We start from the raw sequence: 22193 nt of genomic DNA, 5'->3' as shown, positions 1-22193 counted from the left end.
CCGGGCTACAAAAGCAGACGCCATCACCTGCATCCGACTCGGAATTGCCCGGCATCGGTGGACCGGCATCGACTTTTACAGTTTGGCCTCATTTCACATGAGACGAACTGAATGCCCATTCAATGCAAATACAAGCTTCAACATCTTGTGCTGGCGGTTGCGCTGGCAGTCGGTTGCGTGGAATTTTCTCTGGCGGAGCAGTCGGAGCCCGATGCGCCCGTCATGGACGAAGTGAAACCCAAGCCTGCGCGCAAGAAGAAAGAAAAACCTGCTCTGCCCAGCCTAGCTCCAGAGCCACTGCTTGCAGAAAGTATCGCTCCGACGCCAGAAACATTTCCGGTCAGCACTGAGATTCCAGCTTCCCCCCTTCCTGCACCCGAGGACATTCCCGCCGAGAAAGTCGCCAAGACGCAAAGCGGCAGCGCGCTCGAAGAAAGCCTGGAAAAACCAGTGCCCTTACCGGAACCGGTTCTGGCCGAAACACCCGCAGCTCAACAAACCCAAGTGGTTGACCAGCCGCAGTCAACGGATTCCCCTTCATCACCGGGCAACGCAGCCGTGGCGGCCCTGCTCACCAGCGACAAAGTCACAGCCGCCGTCGCCCTCGATCAACTGGCCGGCGGCAGCAACGCCAACCTCGCCAAGGCCACCTTGAGCAGCGTCACACCGGTCAGCGCCAGCCTGCTGTCGGCCATGCACCAACTCGATAACCTGCATGACAATCAACCAAACGCACCCCGCCACGCAGCCGGAAACGCTGAGAGCGGCAGGGTCTGGCTGCAGGCCCTCGGCCATAGCGGGAAACTGGATCGAGATGTGGAGCCCATGCAGCATTCCACCAAAGGCCTGCTGCTCGGTGCGGACTGGCGCCTCGACGAAGAATGGCGCCTGGGTTTGATGGGCGGCACCTCCGATACGCGCATGGACAGCAAGGAACTGGACGGAGACCTCGACAGTTGGCACCTCGGCGCTTACGCCCTGCGACAGACCGGCCCGCTGTCACTTCGGCTCGGCGCAGCCTGGAGCAACCATGAAGGCAGTACCCGCCGCGAAGTCGCGTTCGGCCGCTTCCATGACCGACTGAAAGGCAACTACCAGGCCAGCACCCAGCAAGCGTTCATCGAGTCGGGATACAACCTGGGTCGGGCCAACGTCAGCATCGAGCCATTTGCCAGCCTCGGTTACCAACGCTACCAGCGTGACGGCTACACCGAGAAAGGCGGAGCGGCGGCGCTCAAGGTTCACGCTCAATCCCAAGGCAACTTCAACACCACCGTCGGCCTGCGCATGGCGAAAGTCAGCACGCTGGATAACGGCATGCGCCTCACGCCACGACTCAGCGCGGGGTGGAAACACGTTTATGGCGAGACCTACACCAGCACCCGGCAACGTCTGGTCACCGGCGGCCATGACTACACCGTCTACGGCGCGGAGCTGGATCGCAACAGCCTGACGCTCGACACCGGGCTGGATCTGGCCGTCTCGTCCAGCCACACACTCGGTGTTGGCTTGTCGGGTGAGATCGGTACCGACAGCCGAAACCACGGCGTATCGGGGCAATGGCGAATGGCGTTCTAAGTCCGGACGGGTTGCTGCCGCACGGTGCGGCAGCACTTTGAAAGCAAAAAAAAAGGGGAGCACATGCCCCCCCGAGGTTTAAAGCGTTGTATCGAGGCCGTTATCTCAGCCTTCGATCTCGATCAGGATTTCGCCCGGGTTCACCCGGTCGCCCTTGGCGACATGAATGGCGGTGACCTTGCCGGCAATCGCCGCCTGGACTTCGGTCTCCATCTTCATCGCTTCGGTGATCAGCACAGCCTGGCCCGCCTTGACGGTGTCGCCTTCCTTGACCAGCACATCGACGATGTTGCCCGGCATGGTGGTGCTGACGTGGCCCGGGGCCGAAGCCTGCTTGCGCTTGCTGCTGCCGCCGCCGACGAATTCGTTGAGCGGCTCGAACACCACTTCTTCCGGCATGCCGTCGATGGACAGGTAGAAGTGACGCTTGCCCTCAGCCTTGACGCCGACACCGGTGATGTCCACGCGGTAGGTTTCGCCATGCACGTCGATGACGAACTCGGTCGGTACGCCTTCGCCGCCGGCCGAAGCCACCTTGCCCGCTTCCGGGATCGGCAGCAGCACTTCCGGAGTGAGGGTGCCGGCGGCACGCTCTTCGAGGAACTTGCGACCGATGTCCGGGAACATGGCGAAGGTCAGCACGTCTTCTTCGGACTTGGCCAGTGCGCCGATATCGGCACGCAGCTTGGTCATTTCCGGCTTGAGCAGATCGGCCGGACGTACGTCGATCACCTCTTCGCTGCCGATGGCCTGGCGACGCAGCTTCTCGTTCACGGTGCCCGGCGCCTTGCCGTAGCCGCCTTGCAGGTAGAGCTTCACCTCGTTGGTAATGGTCTTGTAGCGCTCGCCGGCCAGCACGTTGAAGAACGCCTGGGTGCCGACGATCTGCGAAGTCGGGGTCACCAGCGGCGGGAAGCCAAGGTCTTCACGCACGCGCGGAATCTCCGCCAGCACTTCGCCCATGCGGTTCAGAGCGCCCTGCTCTTTCAACTGGTTGGCCAGGTTGGAAATCATCCCGCCCGGCACCTGGTTCACTTGAACACGGGTATCGACGGCGGTGAATTCGCTTTCAAACTGGTGGTACTTCTTGCGCACGGCGTAGAAGTACAGGCCGATTTCCTGCAACAGCTCCAGGTTCAGACCGGTATCGAACTCGGTGCCCTTGAGTGCAGCGACCATCGATTCGGTGCCAGGGTGGCTGGTGCCCGAAGCGAAGCTGGAGATGGCGGTGTCGATGTGGTCGGCACCGTTTTCAATTGCCTTGAGCTGGCACATGGCTGCCAGGCCGGCGGTGTCGTGGGAGTGGATAAACACTGGCAGCGACTGCTCGGCTTTCAGTGCACGCACCAGCTCACCGGTCGCGTATGGGGTCAGCAGACCGGCCATGTCCTTGATCGCCACCGAATCGCAACCCATGGCTTCCATTTGCTTGGCCTGGGCGACGAACGCGTCGATGGTGTGCACCGGGCTGGTGGTGTAGGCGATGGTGCCCTGGGCGTGTTTGCCGGCAGCCTTCACCGCTTCGATCGCCACGCGCAGGTTACGCACGTCGTTCATCGCGTCGAAGATGCGGAACACGTCGATGCCGTTGACTGCGGCCTTGGCGACGAACGCTTTGACCACGTCATCGCTGTAGTGGCGGTACCCCAGCAGGTTCTGCCCGCGCAGGAGCATTTGCAGACGGGTGTTGGGCAGCGCCGCGCGCAGTTGGCGCAGACGCTCCCACGGGTCTTCTTTCAGGAAACGCACGCAGGCGTCGAAGGTCGCGCCGCCCCAGCATTCCAGCGACCAGTAGCCGACTTTGTCGAGCTTGTCGCAGATCGGCAGCATGTCTTCGGTGCGCATGCGGGTGGCGAGCAGCGATTGGTGAGCGTCGCGCAGGATGGTGTCGGTTACGAAAATCTTTTTAGTCATTGTTCTATTCCTCACAGGCCTGCGTGGGCGGCGATGGCGGCGGCGATGGCCAGGGCCAGCTCTTCGGGTTTGCGCTTGATCGAGTAGTTGGTCAGTTCAGGGTGGCTTTCAACGAAGCTGGTATTGAACTGGCCGCTACGGAATTCCGGGTTGCGCAGGATTTCCTGGTAATACGCGGCGGTGGTCTTCACGCCTTGCAGACGCATGTCGTCGAGGGCGCGCAGGCCACGGTCCATCGCCTCTTCCCAGGTCAGCGCCCACACCACTAATTTCAGGCACATCGAGTCGTAGAACGGCGGGATGGTGTAGCCGGTGTAGATCGCCGTGTCGGTACGCACGCCAGGGCCGCCGGGGGCGTAGTAGCGCGTGATCTTGCCGAAGCTCGGCAGGAAGTTGTTTTTCGGGTCTTCGGCGTTGATCCGGAATTGCAGGGCAAAACCGCGGTGCTGGATGTCCTCCTGCTTCACCGACAGCGGCAGGCCGGAGGCGATGCGGATCTGTTCGCGGACGATGTCGATCCCGGTGATTTCTTCGGTGATGGTGTGTTCCACCTGCACCCGAGTGTTCATCTCCATGAAGTACACCTCGCCCTCGGCGAGCAGGAACTCCACGGTGCCGGCGTTCTCGTAGCCCACGGCCTTGGCTGCACGCACCGACAGGTCGCCGATGTAGGCGCGCTGTTCCGGGGTCAGTTGCGGGCTCGGGGCGATTTCGATCAGCTTCTGGTTGCGACGCTGGATCGAGCAGTCACGTTCGAACAGATGCACGACGTTGCCGAAGCTGTCGCCGAGGATCTGCGCTTCGATGTGTTTCGGATTGACGATGCATTTTTCCAGGAACACTTCCGCCGAACCGAAGGCCTTGGTGGCTTCGGAAATGACTCGGGGGAAATTCTGTTCGAGTTCTTCGCGGCTGTTGCAGCGACGGATACCGCGACCGCCACCACCGGAAGTGGCCTTGAGCATCACCGGATAACCGATGCGATCGCCCTCGTTCAATGCTTCCTCGATGCCCGAGACGTTGCCTTCGGTGCCCGGCGTGACCGGCACGCCGGCCTTGATCATGCTGCGGCGCGCTTCGGTCTTGTCGCCCATGCGACGGATGACTTCCGCCGACGGGCCGATGAATTTGATCCCGCGTTCGGCGCAGATGTCTGCCAGCTCGGCGTTTTCCGAGAGGAAACCGTAACCGGGGTGCAGCGCATCACAGCCGGTTTCCACGGCCAGGTTCACCAGCTTGCGCGGGTTCAGATAACCGGCCAGCGGCTCGGCACCAATGCTGTGGGCCTCGTCCGCACGCTTCACATGCAAGGCATGCCGGTCGGCGTCGGAATAGATCGCGACCGAGCGGATGCCCATCTCGGCGCAGGCACGCACGATTCGTACGGCAATCTCACCACGGTTGGCGATCAGGATCTTTGTTATCACTTGGAGGTTCCCTTGAGCCGGTGGCACCACGACCTGCTAGACCCAGGTCGGCACGTGACCAAATGTTTCAATCTGGTCTCGGCTCCACACTAGCGCTGACAAGGGATTAACAAAAATGAATAAAAATTGGGTCAGGCATAAGTAAAGACTTATAGTCAACGCATCAGCCCACGGCCAGAGTCGGTAGAAAATGCGTAAGTCCTTGATGCGTATGACATTGCGTCAATTGCAGATCTTCAACGAAGTGTGCGATTTGCGCTCCTACAGCCGTGCCGCCGAGGAAATGTCGCTCACACAACCGGCCGTCAGCCTACAGATTCGTCAGCTCGAAGAGCTGATCGGCCAGCCACTATTCGATTACGTGGGCAAAAAACTCTACATGACCGAAGCGGCCGAAGCACTTCAGCGCGCCAGCCGGGACATCTTCGGCCGGTTGGAAAACCTCGACATGCAGCTCTCGGACATGCAGGGCTCGCTGCAGGGCCAGTTGAAGCTGGCGGTGGAATCCAGCGCCAAATACTTCGTGCCGCATCTGTTCGCGGCGTTCAAGCGTCAGCATCCGGAAGTAAATCTGCAACTGACGGTGGTCAACCGTGGCCAGGTGATCCGCCGGCTCTCCGACAACCGCGACGATCTGGTGATCATGTCGATGGTGCCCCAGGACATGGGTCTGGAATTCCTGCCGTTCCTCAACAACCCGATCGTCGCCGTGGCGCGGCCGGATCATCCGCTGGCACACATGGGTCCGCTGCGTTTGCAGGACCTTGAGCCGTACACCCTGCTGATCCGCGAACCCGGCTCGGGCACGCGACTGGCCTGCGAGGAGTATTTCAAGGAGAAGCGCGTGCACTTCACCCAGACCCAGGAAGTGGCGTCGGCCGAAGCCCAGCGTGAATGCGTGGTAGCGGGTCTGGGCCTGGCGCTGTTGACGCGCCACGCCCTGAACCTGGAGCTGGCGACCGGCGGCCTGGTCGAGCTGCCGGTCGAAGAATTGCCGCTGTTTCGCAGCTGGTGCCTGGTGCAAGCCAAAGCCAAGCGGCTGTCACCGGTGGCGCACGCCTTCCTGGCGTTTATCCGCAGCGAACGGGTGCAGATCAGCGCGCTGGTTGAGCGCTTCGACGGGAAGCTGCCGGCGCTGCCTGCCAGTGATTGATGTCCTCGGGAAAATCGCCGATTTCGGCCTGAAGCTGGCGAAGTTCGAAGCGATCTTCGATGGCGCGGCGAAACTCCATGCGGCGCTGGTCTTCCTGCTGACGACGGGTTTTCGCGGCGCTGTTGCGTTCTTCGTAAGGCTGAGCCATTTCGAGTCTCCCAAGGCGTTTACGGGAGTTTCACGATAGGCGCGGTGGATGACGATTTGGCTGCGTCGGGGTTACAGGCAGATGAAGATTGCCATCACCCCACGACAATCAGTCATCCAGCGCTTTCACCGATTTTGGCGACAGCCGCAAGCTGCGCAGGCTGCGCTTGACGCTCTTGAGGTGGTTGACCAGGCTCGGCCCGCGCGCCATGGCCACGCCCATCGCCAGTACGTCGATCACCACCAGGTGAGCGATACGCGAGGTCAGCGGCGTGTAGATTTCGGTGTCTTCGTGAACGTCGATCGCCAGGTTGACGGTCGACAGCTCGGCCAGCGGTGTCTGGCTCGGGCACAAGGTGATCAGCGACGCACCGCTCTCGCGAACGAGGTTGGCGGTGATCAGCAAGTCTTTGGAACGGCCGGACTGGGAAATGCAGATCGCCACGTCTGTCGGCTTCAGCGTCACCGCCGACATCGCCTGCATATGCGGGTCGGAATACGCCGCGGCGGTCAGCAGCAGACGGAAGAACTTGTGCTGCGCATCCGCCGCCACCGCGCCCGACGCACCGAAACCGTAGAACTCGACGCGCTGGGCCTGGGACATCAGCGTCACCGCGCGTTGCAGCTCCAGAGGATCGAGCTTCTCGCGAACCTCCATCAGCGTGTGCAACGTGGTGTCGAAAATCTTCAGACTGTAGTCGGCGACGGAGTCGTCTTCATGGATCGCGAACTGACCGAAGCTGGCGCCGGCAGCGAGGCTTTGCGCGAGCTTGAGTTTCAGATCCTGAAAACCGGAACAACCGATGGCCCGGCAGAAGCGCACGATGGTCGGCTCGCTGATGCCGACGCTGTGAGCCAGGTCGGCCATGGAACTGTGCATCACTGCCGCAGGGTCAAGCAGCACGTGGTCGGCGACCTTGAGCTCCGACTTGCGTAACAGGTGACGTGACTGGGCGATGTGTTGCAGCAGATTCAAGGGGCTGGACTCTTGTTATGGAAAGATGTGCTTTGGCCAGATGCCGGGGATGTAGCAAGCTTGTAGTTATACTACATGAATCGGCTTTTTGCCTGCTCAATGCGTAACTCGATCCCCCCGGATCAGGCGACATGCGCTGCATGTAGCCCTTTACAGCGGTTTTTCCTGTTCACGCAACAACGCAGCAAGGCCGACCGCCTCCACCGGACGGCTGATCAGATAGCCCTGCACCTCGTCGCAACCTTCAGCTTTCAGAAACGCCAGCTGCTCGGATCGCTCGACACCTTCGGCGACAACTTTCAGTGACAGCCCGTGAGCCATCGCAATGATCGCCCGGGTGATCGCCGCGTCCTCGCTGCCCTCGCCCAACCCGCGAATAAAGGCCTGATCGATCTTCACGTAGTCCACCGGAATCCGCTTCAGATAGCTCAGCGATGAATACCCGGTGCCGAAATCATCGATCGCCAGCTTCACCCCCAGATCCCGCAATTGCTGGAACGTGGCGATGATGTGTTCGACGCTGTCGAGCAGCTGGCTTTCGGTCAGCTCCAGTTCGAGGTAGTGCGGTGCCAGGCCGGTTTCCTCCAGCACCTGGCGCACCAGACTGACCAGTTTGCCCTGGCGCAGTTGATGCACCGACAGGTTCACCGAAACCCGGATCGGCGCCAGCCCCTGACGCTGCCATTCACACGCCTGCCAGCAGGCCTGACGCAGGACGAATTCGCCGATCGGCCCGATCAGCCCTGTTTCTTCGGCCAGACCGATGAAATCCCCCGGCGGTACCCGGCCCATGGTCGGGTGATCCCAGCGCACCAGCGCTTCCGCCGCGTTGAGACGCCCGGTCGCCAGGCACAGTTTCGGTTGATAGAAGACGTTGAGCTGCTTTTCCTCGATGGCTTTGCGCAGCTGGTTTTCCAGTTGCAGGCGCTCCAGCGTGCTGGCCTGCAGACTGTCGGTGTAGAACTGGAAGTTGTTGCCGCCCAGGTGCTTGGCATGTTGCATGGCCATGTTGGACTGGCTGACCAGCGCGGAAATCTCCCGGGCGTTGTCCGGCAGCATGCTGATGCCCATCGAGGCGCTGACCACCAGTTCATGTCCTTCTACGGTCAACGGCAGTCGCAGCTTGCTCGACAGTCGCGTGGCGACCCGCGCCAGGCTCGACAGGTTGCCGTAGGCGTCGAACAGTACCGCGAACTCATCGCCGGACAGCCGGGCGATGGTGTCGGCTTCCGGCAGAGCATTTACCAGCCGCCGCGACATCTTTTGCAGTAACTGATCGGCAATCTCATGGCCGAGACTGTCGTTGAGCAGCTTGAAGCGATCCAGATTGATGTGCAGCAACGCCAGACTCCGACGCCCGCCCTGTCGCACGCGCTGATGAGCTTCGTGCAGGCGTTCGCGGAACAGCGAGCGATTGGCCAGGCCGGTGAGTTCGTCGTAGTGGGTCAGGTAGCGCATGCGCTCTTCGGATTCGCGGCGCGCCGACAGATCGGCGAAGAAGCCGACGATATGGCTCACATTTCCCCGACTGTCGCGCACGGCATTCAATTGCAGCCATTGCGGATACAGCTCGCCGTTCTTGCGGGTTTCCACCAATTCGCCCTGCCAACTGCCGTGCTGCTCCAGCGCGTGGCGGATCGCGACGTAGTGTCGACGGGCGTCGCGGCTGCACGGCAGTTCGACGACGTTGCGCCCGAGCATGTCGTCGATGTCATACCCGGTGACCCGGCTGAAGGCCTGGTTGATGGCGATCAGCGAATAATTCGGGTCGAGGATCACGATGCCTTCGCTGGCGGCCTCGAACACCGTCGCCGCCAGTTGTTGCTGGGCTTCCAGGCTTTTGCTGACACTAATGTCGCGGCGGGTGCCGACCATGCGGATGACCCGCCCGTTCTCGTCGCGCTCCACCGCTCGCCCACGGTCTTCGATCCAGACCCAGTGACCGTCGCCGTGGCGCACGCGGTATTCGATCTGATAATCCTCGGTGCGCCCCTTCAAGTGCTCGATCAACGCCCGTTTGAGCGGCGGCACATCTTCCGGGTGCAGGCGTGGCCGCAGATGCCTGAGCAGCCCGGTGACGTATTCCGGGTCAATGCCAAACAGTTCCTGAATCTGTGTGTGGTGAACTTCGTCGGTCTGCAGGTTCCAGTCCCACAGCCCCAGCTCACTGGCTTTCAACGCCAGGGCCAGGCGCGCCTCGCTCTTGCTCAGGGCCTGGTTGGCGACGTCCAGTTCCCGGCTGCGCTGGGCGACTCGGTCCTCCAGTTCAACTTGGGCTTCACGCAACTTGCCCTCGGCGCAACGCCGATGTTCGATTTCCTTCGCCAGCTCCTGATTGAGCTGTTCGCTGCGAGTTTGTGTCTGTTGCAGGTGTTCGATCAGGTGCTGGTTCTGGAAGCGCCGCAGCAAACCGCGATCAATCAGCCGATTGACCTGCCACGCCACCACACTCAGCGAGCCGAGCAGGATCAGCCCGAGCCAGCCCCAGCCGCGCGCCAGTTCGTCACCGCCCCAGAACAGGTAGCCGATGGCCGGCAGCAGGCACGGCAAGGTAAAGGAAAGGAAGGCCGGAATGCTCACGGCGTAGGCCACGCTGGCCGACAGGGTCGCGGCACCGATCAGGCCGAACACCCAGGCTTGCTGCATGAAGTTGTCGGCCGGGACCAGGGCGATGCCGGCACCGGCCAGGGTCAGGCCGGTCATGGTCGAGCCGAGCAGGAACATCCGCCCCCAGATCGGCTGGGCCTGGCGATCGGGAATCGCCGAATCGAAGGCCGCGACCTGAATCACCCGCAACGCCACCAGCGACAGCAGCCACACCAGCCAGACGCTGACCACGAAGTAACGCTGCGGACTCCAGAGCAGACCGGCGCAGACCAGACCATTGATCAACATGAACAGGGTTGGCAACAGCGAACCCTGATAAAGAAGGCGCGTGCGCTCGACCGCCATCTGGGTGGCGTAATGCTTGCGGATTACCCTGGGTTCCACAGAGGGGCCCGACAGGTCGAAGCTGAGGGTCATAGGCAACGTTCTTGTTCTTATAAGTGTGAGCATGCGCCCGGAAACGTGGACGGAGCATACACAAGCCGAACCACTTGCCAAACTGCCCCAGATCATAATTTCACCGAAACTTTTCAGCCTCCCGACACCCGCAAAAGCCCCCAAGCGAGGCGGGCCAACGCCTGTAGCCGGTGACCGACCGGTCGTCATCGGCAGGACTTTCATCGGCTAATGCAAAGCTCGGTTTGCCCGGGCCTGCGGCGCACCCTAGAATGCCCCGATGCGCGATGATCTCTCCCTTCTGCTGAACTCCCTCAACGATGCCCAACGCCAGGCCGTAGCGGCTCCCGTTGGTCGTCAATTGGTCCTGGCCGGTGCCGGCTCCGGCAAAACCCGAGTGCTGGTGCACCGTATCGCCTGGTTGATCCAGGTCGAAAACGCCTCGCCCCACTCGATTCTGTCGGTGACCTTCACCAACAAAGCCGCTGCCGAGATGCGTCACCGCATCGAGCAATTGCTGGGCATCAACCCGGCCGGCATGTGGGTCGGTACCTTCCACGGCCTGGCGCACCGCCTGTTGCGGGCGCACTGGCAGGAAGCCGGGCTGAGCCAGACCTTTCAAATTCTCGACAGCGACGACCAGCAACGCTTGGTCAAGCGGGTGATCCGCGAGCTGGGGCTGGACGAGCAACGCTGGCCGGCCCGTCAGGCCCAGTGGTTCATCAACGGGCAGAAAGACGAAGGTCTGCGTCCGCAACACATTCAGGCCAGCGGCGATCTGTTCCTTGCCACCATGCGCGGCATTTATGAGGCTTACGAGGCGGCGTGCCAGCGTGCCGGCGTCATCGATTTCTCCGAACTGCTGCTGCGCGCCCTCGACCTGTGGCGCGACCACCCGGGCCTGCTGGCGCACTACCAGAAGCGTTTCCGACATATTCTGGTGGACGAATTCCAGGACACCAACGCCGTGCAGTACGCCTGGTTGCGTCTGCTGGGCAAGGGTGGCGACAGCCTGATGGTGGTTGGCGACGACGACCAGTCGATCTACGGCTGGCGCGGCGCGAAAATCGAGAACATCCACCAGTATTCTTCGGACTTCCCGGATTCGGTGACCATCCGTCTGGAGCAGAACTACCGCTCCACGGCCGGCATCCTCAAAGCCGCCAACGCCCTGATCGCCAACAACACCGGACGTCTCGGCAAAGAACTGTGGACCGATGGTGGCGACGGCGAAGCAATCAACCTTTACGCCGCCTTCAACGAACACGATGAAGCGCGCTACGTTGTCGAAACCATCGAAAGTGCGCTGAAAACCGGCCTGGCTCGCAGCGATATCGCGATTCTCTACCGCTCCAACGCCCAATCGCGCGTTCTGGAAGAAGCCTTGCTGCGTGAACGCATTCCGTACCGCATCTATGGCGGTCAGCGCTTCTTCGAGCGGGCGGAAATCAAGAACGCCATGGCTTACCTGCGTTTGCTGGAAGGTCGCGGCAACGATGCGGCCCTGGAGCGGGTGATCAACGTCCCGGCTCGCGGCATCGGCGAGAAAACCGTCGAAGCGATCCGCGACCATGCCCGTCACAGCGATGTGTCGATGTGGGAAGCCATGCGCCAGCTGGTGGCCAACAAGGGTCTGACCGGTCGCGCCGCCGGTGCGCTGGGCGCGTTTATCGAGCTGATCGAAAATCTCGCCGCCAAGTGCGCCGAGATGCCGTTGCACCTGATGACCCAGACCGTTATCGAGCAATCCGGACTGATCGCCTACCACGAAGCGGAAAAAGGCGAGAAAGGCCAGGCCCGGGTGGAAAACCTTGAGGAACTGGTCAGCGCCGCGCGCAACTTCGAGAACACCGAAGAAGACGAAGAGCTGACGCCGCTGGCGGCGTTCCTCGGTCACGCTTCGCTGGAGGCCGGCGACACCCAGGCCGACGAGCACGAAGACAGCATTCAGTTGATGACCCTGCACAGCGCCAAGGGCCTGGAATTCCCTTACGTGTTCCTGGTGGGCATGGAAGAAGGCCTGTTCCCGCACAAGATGAGCCTGGAAGAACCGGGGCGCCTTGAGGAGGAGCGGCGACTGGCCTATGTCGGCATTACCCGGGCGATGCAGAATCTGGTGATGACCTATGCTGAAACCCGACGCCTGTACGGCAGCGAAACCTACAACAAGGTGTCGCGTTTCGTACGGGAAGTACCGAAAGGCCTGATTCAGGAAGTGCGCCTGTCCAACAGCGTCAGCCGGCCGTTCGGCGGCAACCAGTCGATGGGCGGCAGCAACCTGTTCAGCGGCAGCGAGATTCCGGAAACCGGCCTGAGCCTTGGCCAGGCTGTCCGTCACTCGATCTTCGGCGACGGTGTGATCCTCAACTTCGAAGGCGCCGGCGCCCAGGCCCGGGTGCAGGTGAATTTCGCCGAAGGCAGCAAGTGGCTGATGCTCGGGTACGCGAAGCTGGAAGCCATATAAGTCACCGTCCGTTCCCGCGCCCGGCGCGGGAACGGGCACTGGAGGCAACATCGATGGGCTCGGGCTTCTTTTCTTCCTGGACGTTCTGGGCCCTGCTCTCGGCCACCTTCGCCGCGCTGACGGCCATCTTCGCCAAGATCGGCATCGAAAACGTCAACTCCGACTTCGCCACCCTGCTACGCACAATCGTCGTATTGGTCAGTCTGGCCTTGATTTTGTACGCCACGGGCCAATATCAGTCCTTGGGATCGATCTCCGCCAAGAGCTACCTGTTCCTGCTGTTGTCCGGGCTGGGTACTGGCGCTTCGTGGCTGTGCTACTTCCGGGCGTTGAAAGTCGGACCGGCATCGCTGGTCGCCCCGGTGGACAAGCTCAGCGTGGTCTTCGTGGCGGTGCTCGGTGTGATCCTGCTGGGCGAGAAACTCGACCTGCGCCAGTGGGGCGGTATCGGTCTGATCACCGCCGGTGTGGTGATGCTGGCCTTGCGGCGCTGATCCGTTTCCTGCTGAACCTATCTCCTTTTCCTACAGACAAAAGTACATGGCCTTATTGCCCCGACCGAGCTGAACGTAACCTGTCAGGCAAAAGCCCGAAACACTCTCTCGCTAGCCAGTAACACTTCAGCTGTGCAACATGGCGCGCGTGTCTCCACAAACGGGAATTCCCTTTATGAAACGTTTTCTTAGCATCGCCATGGCGTTGTGCATCGGCCTGACGATGAGCCTCGACGCCAACGCCAAGCGCTTTGGTGGTGGCAAAAGCGCCGGCGCTGCGCCGACGCACCAGACCAGCCAGATGGCTCCTTCTTCCCCAGGCATGGGCGGCGCTGCGGCGACCGCTGGTGCTGCCGGTGCCGCGGGCGCTGCGGCCAAGGCCGGCGGTGCTTCGAAATGGCTCGGCCCTCTGGCCGGCATCGCGGCCGGTGGCCTGCTCGCTTCCATGTTCATGGGCGGTGGCTTCGAAGGCATGCAGTTCTTCGACATCCTGATCATGGCCGTGATCGCGTTCGTGATCTTCCGCTTCATCGCCGCCCGTCGTCGCAAGCAGCAGGAGCAGTTCGCTCCGGCCGGCGCGCCGATGCAGCGTGAAGTGTTTGAACAGAAACCAGCAGCCATGGGTTCGATCTTCGGTGGTTCGGCCGCGCCTGCTGCCGCCCGTCCGGTGATCAACGCGCCGGCCTGGTTCAACGAACAGCGCTTCCTTGAAGCCGCCCGCAGCCACTTCCAGGCGCTGCAGCAGCACTGGGACACCAACGAAATGGACAAGATCGCCGAGTTCGTGACTCCGCAAATGTTCGAGTTCCTCAAGCGCGAGCGTGCGGAACTGGGTGATGCGTTCCAGTCCACCTACATCGACAATCTCCAGGTGCAACTGGATGGCGTGGATGACCGTGCGGACAAGACCATTGCCACGCTGACCTTCAGCGGCGTGTCGAAGACTTCGCGTTTCGACCAGCAGGGCGAAGTGTTCAGCGAAAGCTGGAACATGGAACGTCCACAGGGCGACAACCAGCCTTGGCTGGTCGCCGGTATCCGCCAGAACGGCTGATAACCTCCGACGTTTTACCCGCAGTAATGAAAACCCCGGCCTCGGCCGGGGTTTTCTATTTCGCGGTTGCATCTATAGCGAGCTACTGTATAAACCGGCCCATATAAACCGCGCCATTCAAGCAAGAGGATCCCGGACGTGGAAGAAATCATCGAACAACTGCGCGAAGCCAACGAACCCGTACCGGTTCCCCTGGAGTTGCCCGACGAAGACCAGTTGGTGGAAATCGAAGAAGAGCTCTTCATCAACATCCCGTTCGTCTTCAAAGAGTTTCTGCTGACCGTCAGCGACGTGGTTTACGGCAGTCTGGAGCCGGTGACCGTCACCGACCCGCAATCCCACACCTACCTGCCGGACGTTGCCGCCAACGCCTGGGATGCCGGCGTGCCGCGCGACCTGATTCCGATCTGCCAGGACGGTGATGACTACTACTGCGTCGAAGAAGACGGCACCGTGGTGCTGTGGTCGGGCGAAGAAGAACTGATCACCGAAGAGTCCTGGGAATCGGTCTGGCACTGGGCTCGGGACGTCTGGCTGGAAAGCTGAAACGCCCCTCCCCATGGGTGGTCAGTGCCCCGACGGCTCCTTGTGGTTGTCGAGGGTTTCCAGCAAGGCCACCTGCATCCGCGTGTGCACCCGGATGAACCAGCGCCAGAGCAGCGCCGCCACGGCGGCCGCGACCACGGCGATCAGCACCAGCAGCTTGTTGGTCGGCAAGATACTGGCCGACAAGGCTGCCAGCAGCAGGAAAATCACCAGCAGCGAGATGATCGGGATCACTTCGGCGATCACCCGGCGCACTCGCTGCGTGTGACGCCCGGCCATTTCCGGCTTAACGCCCATCTCCGCCAGCAGCATCGACAGCGCCTTGAGCTTGCGATAGGCCGCGATCAGGAACGGCAACGACACCAGCAACGCCCCGCCCCAGATCAACGCCTTCTGCCAGCTTGGATCGCTGATCCAGTCCTGCATCCAGATCGAGAGGCGTCCGGCAAAGAAAGCGCCAGCAAAGAAAATCGCGATCACCAGCGCCAGATTGACCCCGACCTGCAGCAGGATCCGCCGGATCATCGACGCCAGCATCGCGCCCTCACCCTGCGGCTGAATGCTGCGCAGCCATTCGCCGTACATTCCGAACACTCGACCGAGGCGCTGCGGCATCGCGGCGGACAGCTTGATCGACAGCGGATCGGCAGCCCGGATCAGGTACGGCGTCAGCAACGTGGTAATCACCGAAACCGCCACGGCCACCGGATACAGGAAGTTGCTGGTGACCTGCAGGGTCATCCCCAGCGCCGCGATGATGAAAGAAAATTCGCCAATCTGCGAAAGCCCCATCCCGACCCGCAGTGAGGTGCGTCCGTCATTCCCCGCGATAAACGCTCCGAGGCCGCAGGACAGCATCTTGCCCAGCACCACGGCCACAGTGATCACCGCAATCGGCCACGCGTATTGCAGAAGGATCATCGGATCGAGCATCAGGCCGATGGCGACGAAGAAGATCGCACTGAACAGGTCGCGAACCGGCTCGATCAGGCGCTCGATTTTCAGCAGTTGCCGCGACTCGGCCATGATCGCGCCGATCAGGAACGCCCCGAGCACCATGCTGTACTCGAGTTTGACCACCAGCAGGCAGAAGCCGAAACACAGGCCCAGCACGGTGATCAGCAGCATCTCGTTGCTTTCGAATTTCGCCACGTAGGCCAACAGTCGCGGCACCAACAGAATGCCGACGACCAGCGCGACGATCATGAACAGTGAGAGCTTGCCGACGGTAGAAAACACTTCGCCGGAACTCACCGTGCCGCTGACCGCGATGCTCGACAGCAAGGCGATGATGCCGATGCCGAGAATGTCCTCGACGATCAGCACACCGAAGATCAACTGCGCGAAGCGCTCGTTTTTCATCTTCAGGTCGTTGAGCGCCTTGACGATGATGGTGGTCGAGGAAATCGCCAGGATCGCGCCGAGGAACAGCGAATCCATGGTGTTCCAGTCGAACCAGCGGCCGATTTCGTAGCCGATCCAGATCATTAGGACAATTTCGAGGAACGCCGCGATGAAGGCCGTGGCGCCGACCTTGAACAGCTTGCGCAGGCTGAACTCCAGGCCCAGGCAGAACATCAGGAAAATCACCCCCAGCTCGGCGAGGGTCTTGATGGTTTCTTCGTCGTGGATCAGGCCGAATGGCGGTGTGTGCGGGCCGATGATGAAACCGGCGACGATGTAGCCGAGTACTACCGGCTGCTTGAAGCGGTGGAACAGCACGGTCACCACACCTGCGACCAACATGATCACCGCCAGATCCTGAATAAAGCTGATGGCATGCATGGTGTGGGCTCCTTGAATGACGAGGCTCACGCAGGCATGGGAAATGTCTGGGCGAGCTGAGTAAAAATCCGCTTTGGGTGTAGGAATCGCCCTTGGGAAGGCGCTTTTGCAGGGTAACACCGCGACTTCCGGCTGAAAGGCGGTGCAATATATGGAAACAGATCGATTCGGGCGTGACGGCGGCCAGTTGCCTGGCGTCCCGATAACGGTGCTTTTGAAAAGCGACCAGGCACCCGCAGAGGTGTTTTTTCCAGCAACCCTGCCTTGACCCGTGAGAACGTTATGGAACCCGGAAACGCCCAGCTGTCGATGACGGTACTGATGACCCCCGACATGGCCAACTTCTCTGGCAATGTCCATGGCGGCACCCTGCTCAAATACCTCGACGAAGTGGCCTACGCCTGCGCCAGCCGTTATGCCGGCCGCTACGTGGTGACCCTGTCGGTGGATCAGGTGATTTTCCGCGAGCCGATCCATGTCGGCGAACTGGTGACCTTCCTGGCGTCGGTCAACTACACCGGCAACACCTCGATGGAAGTCGGCATCAAAGTGGTGACCGAGAACATCCGCGAGCGCTCGGTACGCCACACCAACAGCTGCTTCTTCACCATGGTCGCGGTAGACGATCAGCGCAAACCCGCCGCCGTACCGCCGCTGCAACCACAGAACAGCGAAGACAAGCGCCGCTACATGCAGGCGCAACAACGCCGGCAGATCCGTCAGGAGCTGGAAAAGCGCTATCAGGAAATCAAGGGCGACGCCTGAGATTTTAGCGATCTGACGACCGCTATCGCGAGCACGCTCGCTCCCACAGGTGATGTTTTATCCGTGGGAGCGAGCCTGCTCGCGATTGAAGCCGACGCGGTATCAGAGGCTGATCGGCGTGGCTTCGAACTTCACCCGCGGATGCGCAATCCGGTCTTGCGCCCGCACCAGTTGCAGTTCGTAACTGGCGCAGGCCTGGGTTTCCAGCAGCACTTCATGCACCGCTGCTGCGGTGAATTCAAACGCCGCCACCAGGCTATCCCCGAGCAGCACGCGCGCCAGAAACAGTCCGGACGTCAGATCGCCCACTCCCACCGGCTGACGCGGAAACGCCAGCAGCGGACGCCGCAGATGCCAGCTGCCCTCGGCGGTCACCAGCAACATTTCAAAGCCATCCGCCGGTTTGCCCGGATAATCCAGATGTTTGACCAGCACCGCTTTCGGCCCACGAGCCAGCAGCGCCCGCGCCATCGCCAGGCAATCGAACAGCGACTGCGGTTTGCGTCCGGAGAAGCTGTCCAGCTCCAACTGGTTCGGGCACATGAAGTCCGCAACGGCAGCGGCTTCTTCCAGCAGGAAATCACTGACTTCAGCAGGAACGCTGCAGCCCTTTTCCGGATGCCCCATCACCGGGTCGCACAGATAAAGGGCTTTCGGGTTGGCCGCCTTGATCCGCTCGATGCCACTGAGAATCGCCCGCCCCTGCGCCGCACTGCCGAGATAGCCGGACAGCACGGCGTCGCAATTGCCCAGCTCACCGATCGCGGCGATGCCTTCGACCAGTTCGGGGATCCGGTGCGGCGCCAGCACTTCGCCGGCCCACTGGCCGTACTGTGTGTGGTTGGAGAACTGCACCGTATTGAGCGGCCAGACATTTACCCCGACCCGCTGCATCGGAAAAACCGCAGCGCTGTTGCCGGCGTGGCCGAACACCACATGGGACTGGATGGCGAGCAGATGAGGCGTACGTTTCATTCGGGTTTTTCCGTAAAACGATTGAAATTCAAGCCGCGCAGTATGCGACGAAACGCAGCCTGTACGACAGACCGGCGACGCAGTTAAGCTGACGCCATCATTTGGAGTTTCGTGTTGATGCTCACCCTGGAAAACATTTTCGTGCTGATGCTGTTCGCCGTCGCCGGTGCGTGGCTCTGGCACAACCACGGCTTGCGCGAGCGGGCGCTGGAGCGGGTCAAACAGCATTGCGTGAATGTCGGCGTCGAGTTGCTCGACGGTAACGTGGCACTGAAGAAGATCGGTCTGATCAAGGACGCCAGCGGTCGGCGACGTCTGGCCCGGGTCTACAATTTCGAATTCACCGTGACCGGCGAAACCCGGCACAACGGCACCATCACCCAGTTCGGTGCGCACAGCGCGCAGATCGAACTGGCGCCCTACCCGGCGCCATTTGATGACACGCCGCCCGTGGTGGAAGTGACCAAGCCGCGTGGTGAAGTGATCGAGCTGAGCCAGTGGCGTCAGGAACACACCAAGTGGAAGCCTTGAATCAGCTCGCCTGAAGCCGACACCGGGCCAGTCCGGCCTGTAATTCACCGACCGCTTGCGGTTCGTCGAAAATCAGCTCGATTCGGGAATCCTTGCGCCATTCACTGGGCAGCCAGCGGAGCTCGGCATTGTCCAGCGCATTGGCTGACTGCCAGCCGTCCAGGCTGTGAATTACCAGTTTGGCCCGCCGACAGTTCAGGCTTTTTAACCATTGGGTTATCCCCGACACATCGAATACCTGGCTCGGATGCCAGCGCCAACCGATGCTCCAACCACTCTCCTGCGCCTGGCTCAGGCAGATCGGCAACGCCGGATCGCTCCAGATGGCCGGCATCTGCGCCAGCCCTTGGGGCACGATCAACTTATCCACACCTGCTTGCGCCTGCACCTCCAGACCTGGCAACTCGCTCAGCGGCAACATCGCCTGCTGCGTCCAGATCAATCGTACAGACGGCAACTGTCTGGTGATTAGTTCACGCGAGGGCTCGTCGAGGCATTCTGCTTTGTTCAACAGCAGCAAGCCTGCGCTGGACAAGGTTTCTCGCTGCGCGTCCGGCAGCGGTTTGCCCGCGACGAGGGCCTGGGCGTCCAGCACCAGCACGCAAGGTTGTACGGCGAGAACGCCTTGCCACGGCGCCTCGCTCAGCTGCTTCAGCAACTGCGCCGGATGCCCAAGCCCCGAGGGCTCGATGAACAGGCGGTCCGGCCGTGCCTTGCGCAACAAACGCCCCAGACCAATCTGGAACGGCGCACCGTTCACGCAGCATAAACAGCCCCCGGCCACTTCGCCCAGTGCGATACCATCGACGTCGCGGGTCAACAGCGCAGCGTCGAGCCCGATCTGGCCGAACTCGTTGATCAGCACCGCCCAACGCTCGCCCGTCGGGCGCTGGGCCATGAGCTGGCGGATCAGGCTGGTCTTGCCCGCGCCCAAGGGGCCGGCGATGACGTGGGTGGGAATGTTCTGCAACATGATCAAGGTTTTCTGGAGGTCGAAGATGCGGTGGATGGGATGGTCGTTGCTGCTGGCGCTGATGTCGGGCGAGGCGCTGGCACAGGCCTGCGTGGTGCACAGCCAGGCGGAGCGGCTTGACGTGAAAGTCTGCCAGCAGAACCGCAACATCCCGGAAAAACTGTTCAGCGACGGCTTCTGTCAGCCGACCCTGGCCGGGCAGAAAGTCGAGGTTCAATATGTCGACCAGTGCCCCGCCGGCGCGTTCGGCGTGTGCAGCAACGCGCAAGTCGCCAATATGCCTTATCGCCAGGATATCCACTATTACGGCGTGGCCACCGATGCGGCGTATTTGCAGCCCTACTGCGAGGCCCAGAGCCAGGGGAAATGGCTCAAGCCCTGAGGCGCTATCCGAGCCAGTCGAGGGTCAGCATCAGCCGCCGCTCACCCGGCGCCGGTTGCGGGGAGCGATGGATCAGCCCGAAACCTTCGTTGCCGTGCCATTTCTCGCCCTTTAGCAACGCCACTTCGCCCCGATTCAATTGCTGAATCCGTGAAGTTTCCTGCGGCTCGGCTTGCGGCTGTCCCAGTTGCCGACGGTCCATTTCCCCTTCCCTGAGCCATTCGCTGCCAACGCCTGAATAGGTCGTGATCAACCGCACCGGCACATGATCGACGTGAAAACGCGGACACATGGCCTTGTCCAATACCCGCAGGCGCAAGCCGATCCGCCGCGCGCCCAGCAGGCAGGCGAAGGCACTGACCAGCCATTTCAGGTCGGCGATAAACCCTTCGTAGCCTTCCAGATCGCGAAAGCCGCTGGCCAGTCCCGTGAGATCCGCTTCTGCGTCTTCGTCCGGCAATTCCAGGCACAGCGCCTCGGCGTAAGGTTCGTTCAGAGACAGCAACAAGTCAGCAAATTCGGCAATGTGCAGCGGAAGCTGGCGTTGCCAGACCGCGAGGTTGATTTCATCGTCGAGTATGTTTGCCAGCGCCTGAGGGGTCTGGCCGAAAGACTGATGACGCGTGCTGCCTGGCAGCGGTTTCAGGGCGAGCATCAAGCGACCTCGTCGTGCCAGGAGCCAAAAGGATCACGTAGCTGTAGCCAGCCTTGAGTACCGAGCGCCATCTCGTCATCGGTCAGCAGGCAATCATCGAGTTCCGACGACAGCTGTGCGAAATCGATGTTCTGCCCGATAAACACCAGCTCCTGGCGACAATCGCCTACGCTGGCGATCCAGTTTTCCATGATCGCGGCGGTACTTTCCTGATCCTGCGGCCACTGTTCTTTTGGCACAAAACGCCACCAGCGCCCGGCGAAACCGTGGCGCATCAGGCCACCTGCCTGGGACCAGCTACCGGCGTCGGTGGGTTTGCTGGCCAGCCAGAAAAAGCCTTTGGAGCGCAGCAATTTGCCGTTTACCCAAGGACGATCGATGAAGTCGAAGAAACGCTGTGGATGAAAGGGCCGGCGCGCCCGATAAGCCGTCGATGCGATGCCGTACTCCTCGGTTTCTGGCACATGTTCGCCACGCAGTTCCTGTAGCCAGCCCGGGGCCTGGGCGGCCTTTTCGAAGTCGAAGCGACCGGTATTGAGAATCTTCGCCAGCGGTACTTCACCCATGACCATCGGGATGATCTCAGCCTGAGCGTTGAGGCGTCTGAGAATGGCCATCAACTCCTCCCGCTCGCGGCTGCTGATCAAGTCGATCTTGCTGATCAACAGGACGTCGGCGAACTCGATCTGTTCGATCAGCAGATCGGTGATCGAACGCTCATCTTCTTCACCGAGGAATTCGCCACGGGACGCTAAGTTTTCCGCGGCCTGGTAGTCCGGCAGGAAGTTCATGCCGTCGACTACAGTGACCATGGTGTCGAGGCGAGCGATGTCGGCGAGGCTTTGCCCCTGCTCATCACGGAAGGTGAACGTCTCGGCCACTGGCAATGGCTCGGAGATTCCCGTGGATTCGATCAACAAGTAATCGAAACGGCCTTCACGAGCCAGCTGGCTGACCTCTTCAAGCAGGTCTTCGCGTAACGTACAGCAGATACAGCCATTGCTCATCTCCACGAGCTTCTCTTCTGCACGATTCAGGCTGACATCACGCTGGACTTCGCCGCCATCGATGTTGATCTCGCTCATATCGTTAACGATAACGGCCACGCGCAGATCGTCTCTGTTACGTAGTACGTAATTCAAAAGTGTACTTTTTCCGGCGCCGAGAAAGCCGGACAAAACGGTCACGGGAAGTCGGGAAGACATTGGATAAACCTCATCAGACGGTCGCTAAACAGCGCTGGAGGCTCTCGGGGGCTAGCGTTCTTGGGCGTCGATGAGATCACCAGGGAAGCGGACGCTTGAAATGGAAGCCACGGAAAGCCTTGTCCGATTAATGTTATAGTATAACAACAAAATCAATCCACTCTCT

19 protein-coding genes are annotated in these 22193 nt (G+C 61.1%); 9 read left to right on the top strand and 10 right to left on the bottom strand.

Going from position 1 to position 22193, the window contains the following annotated elements; all coding sequences use genetic code 11:
• Positions 1-111: 111 nt before the first annotated feature.
• Positions 112-1578 carry an autotransporter domain-containing protein gene (locus tag GQX66_RS22085; protein ID WP_346769695.1) on the top strand — a complete coding sequence of 489 codons (1467 nt, stop codon included), beginning with the start codon at positions 112-114 and terminating at the stop codon, positions 1576-1578.
• A gap of 105 nt (positions 1579-1683) precedes the next feature.
• Here GQX66_RS22085 and oadA read toward each other — a convergent pair whose 3' ends face one another.
• Together oadA and GQX66_RS22075 are read right to left on the bottom strand one after the other, a co-directional pair.
• Complete coding sequence (gene oadA, locus GQX66_RS22080; RefSeq protein ID WP_011336637.1) at positions 1684-3492, bottom strand: sodium-extruding oxaloacetate decarboxylase subunit alpha; 1809 nt, start codon at positions 3490-3492, stop codon at positions 1684-1686.
• Positions 3493-3503: 11 nt separating this feature from the next.
• On the bottom strand, positions 3504-4919 hold the full coding sequence (locus tag GQX66_RS22075) for an acetyl-CoA carboxylase biotin carboxylase subunit (protein ID WP_240871427.1): 1416 nt from the start codon (positions 4917-4919) through the stop codon (positions 3504-3506).
• Between the two features lie 190 nt (positions 4920-5109).
• Here GQX66_RS22075 and GQX66_RS22070 point away from each other — a divergent pair, with 190 nt between their 5' ends.
• Positions 5110-6072 carry a LysR family transcriptional regulator gene (locus GQX66_RS22070; protein WP_039765068.1) on the top strand — a complete coding sequence of 321 codons (963 nt, stop codon included), beginning with the start codon at positions 5110-5112 and terminating at the stop codon, positions 6070-6072.
• On the opposite strand, the gene GQX66_RS22065 is transcribed toward GQX66_RS22070, so the two are convergent.
• From GQX66_RS22065 to GQX66_RS22055, 3 genes are all read right to left on the bottom strand, one after another.
• Positions 6014-6220: a hypothetical protein gene (locus tag GQX66_RS22065; RefSeq protein WP_007954251.1), complete on the bottom strand. Its 207-nt coding sequence runs from the start codon at positions 6218-6220 to the stop codon at positions 6014-6016. The two genes, GQX66_RS22070 and GQX66_RS22065, sit on opposite strands and share 59 nt — an antisense overlap.
• Before the next feature lie 108 nt (positions 6221-6328).
• Positions 6329-7195 carry a transcriptional regulator HexR gene (gene hexR, locus GQX66_RS22060; protein ID WP_007954250.1) on the bottom strand — a complete coding sequence of 289 codons (867 nt, stop codon included), beginning with the start codon at positions 7193-7195 and terminating at the stop codon, positions 6329-6331.
• Between the two features lie 150 nt (positions 7196-7345).
• Complete coding sequence (locus tag GQX66_RS22055; protein ID WP_236190477.1) at positions 7346-10219, bottom strand: GGDEF domain-containing phosphodiesterase; 2874 nt, start codon at positions 10217-10219, stop codon at positions 7346-7348.
• Positions 10220-10478: 259 nt separating this feature from the next.
• Between GQX66_RS22055 and uvrD the strand changes: the two genes are divergently transcribed.
• From uvrD to GQX66_RS22035, 4 genes are all read left to right on the top strand, one after another.
• Positions 10479-12662, top strand: a complete 2184-nt coding sequence (uvrD, locus tag GQX66_RS22050) for a DNA helicase II (RefSeq protein WP_007954248.1) — start codon at positions 10479-10481, stop codon at positions 12660-12662.
• A gap of 53 nt (positions 12663-12715) precedes the next feature.
• Complete coding sequence (locus tag GQX66_RS22045) at positions 12716-13156, top strand: EamA family transporter (RefSeq protein ID WP_064379739.1); 441 nt, start codon at positions 12716-12718, stop codon at positions 13154-13156.
• Between the two features lie 175 nt (positions 13157-13331).
• Positions 13332-14210, top strand: coding sequence for a Tim44 domain-containing protein (locus GQX66_RS22040; protein ID WP_240871418.1), 879 nt, complete (start codon positions 13332-13334; stop codon positions 14208-14210).
• 138 nt (positions 14211-14348) lie between these two features.
• Entirely contained in the window at positions 14349-14756 is a 408-nt protein-coding gene (locus GQX66_RS22035) for an SMI1/KNR4 family protein (RefSeq protein WP_007954245.1), read from the top strand.
• A 21-nt stretch (positions 14757-14777) separates the two neighbouring features.
• On the opposite strand, the gene GQX66_RS22030 is transcribed toward GQX66_RS22035, so the two are convergent.
• Positions 14778-16541, bottom strand: coding sequence for a cation:proton antiporter (locus GQX66_RS22030; protein WP_064379734.1), 1764 nt, complete (start codon positions 16539-16541; stop codon positions 14778-14780).
• A 282-nt stretch (positions 16542-16823) separates the two neighbouring features.
• On the opposite strand from GQX66_RS22030, the gene GQX66_RS22025 reads away from it, so the two are divergent.
• Positions 16824-17306, top strand: a complete 483-nt coding sequence (locus GQX66_RS22025; protein ID WP_003229693.1) for an acyl-CoA thioesterase — start codon at positions 16824-16826, stop codon at positions 17304-17306.
• A 102-nt stretch (positions 17307-17408) separates the two neighbouring features.
• Here the strand turns inward: GQX66_RS22025 and pdxY are convergent, their stop codons facing one another.
• The gene (pdxY, locus tag GQX66_RS22020; RefSeq protein WP_039765058.1) at positions 17409-18281 is read right to left on the bottom strand and encodes a pyridoxal kinase PdxY; all 873 of its coding nucleotides are present in this window, start codon (positions 18279-18281) and stop codon (positions 17409-17411) included.
• 117 nt (positions 18282-18398) lie between these two features.
• Here pdxY and GQX66_RS22015 point away from each other — a divergent pair, with 117 nt between their 5' ends.
• On the top strand, positions 18399-18812 hold the full coding sequence (locus tag GQX66_RS22015) for a DUF3301 domain-containing protein (protein ID WP_007954242.1): 414 nt from the start codon (positions 18399-18401) through the stop codon (positions 18810-18812).
• 1 nt (position 18813) lies between these two features.
• On the opposite strand, the gene GQX66_RS22010 is transcribed toward GQX66_RS22015, so the two are convergent.
• Positions 18814-19785 (bottom strand): CobW-like GTP-binding protein, encoded by a 972-nt coding sequence (locus GQX66_RS22010; protein ID WP_240871410.1) that lies wholly within the window; start codon positions 19783-19785, stop codon positions 18814-18816.
• 25 nt (positions 19786-19810) lie between these two features.
• Between GQX66_RS22010 and GQX66_RS22005 the strand changes: the two genes are divergently transcribed.
• On the top strand, positions 19811-20167 hold the full coding sequence (locus GQX66_RS22005; protein WP_102717922.1) for an NADH:ubiquinone oxidoreductase: 357 nt from the start codon (positions 19811-19813) through the stop codon (positions 20165-20167).
• Between the two features lie 4 nt (positions 20168-20171).
• Here the strand turns inward: GQX66_RS22005 and GQX66_RS22000 are convergent, their stop codons facing one another.
• Positions 20172-20822 carry a DUF1826 domain-containing protein gene (locus GQX66_RS22000; RefSeq protein ID WP_240871404.1) on the bottom strand — a complete coding sequence of 217 codons (651 nt, stop codon included), beginning with the start codon at positions 20820-20822 and terminating at the stop codon, positions 20172-20174.
• Positions 20822-22027, bottom strand: coding sequence for a zinc metallochaperone GTPase ZigA (gene zigA, locus GQX66_RS21995; RefSeq protein WP_240871396.1), 1206 nt, complete (start codon positions 22025-22027; stop codon positions 20822-20824). Before zigA ends, GQX66_RS22000 begins: the two co-directional genes overlap by 1 nt.
• Between the last annotated feature and the right edge of the window lie 166 nt (positions 22028-22193).

Source organism: Pseudomonas sp. B707, assembly GCF_022496685.1.
In the GTDB taxonomy this organism is placed as follows: domain Bacteria; phylum Pseudomonadota; class Gammaproteobacteria; order Pseudomonadales; family Pseudomonadaceae; genus Aquipseudomonas; species Aquipseudomonas paraglycinae.
The sequence above is the reverse complement of the archived record's forward strand: the minus strand, read 5'-3'. Positions and strand labels throughout refer to the sequence as shown.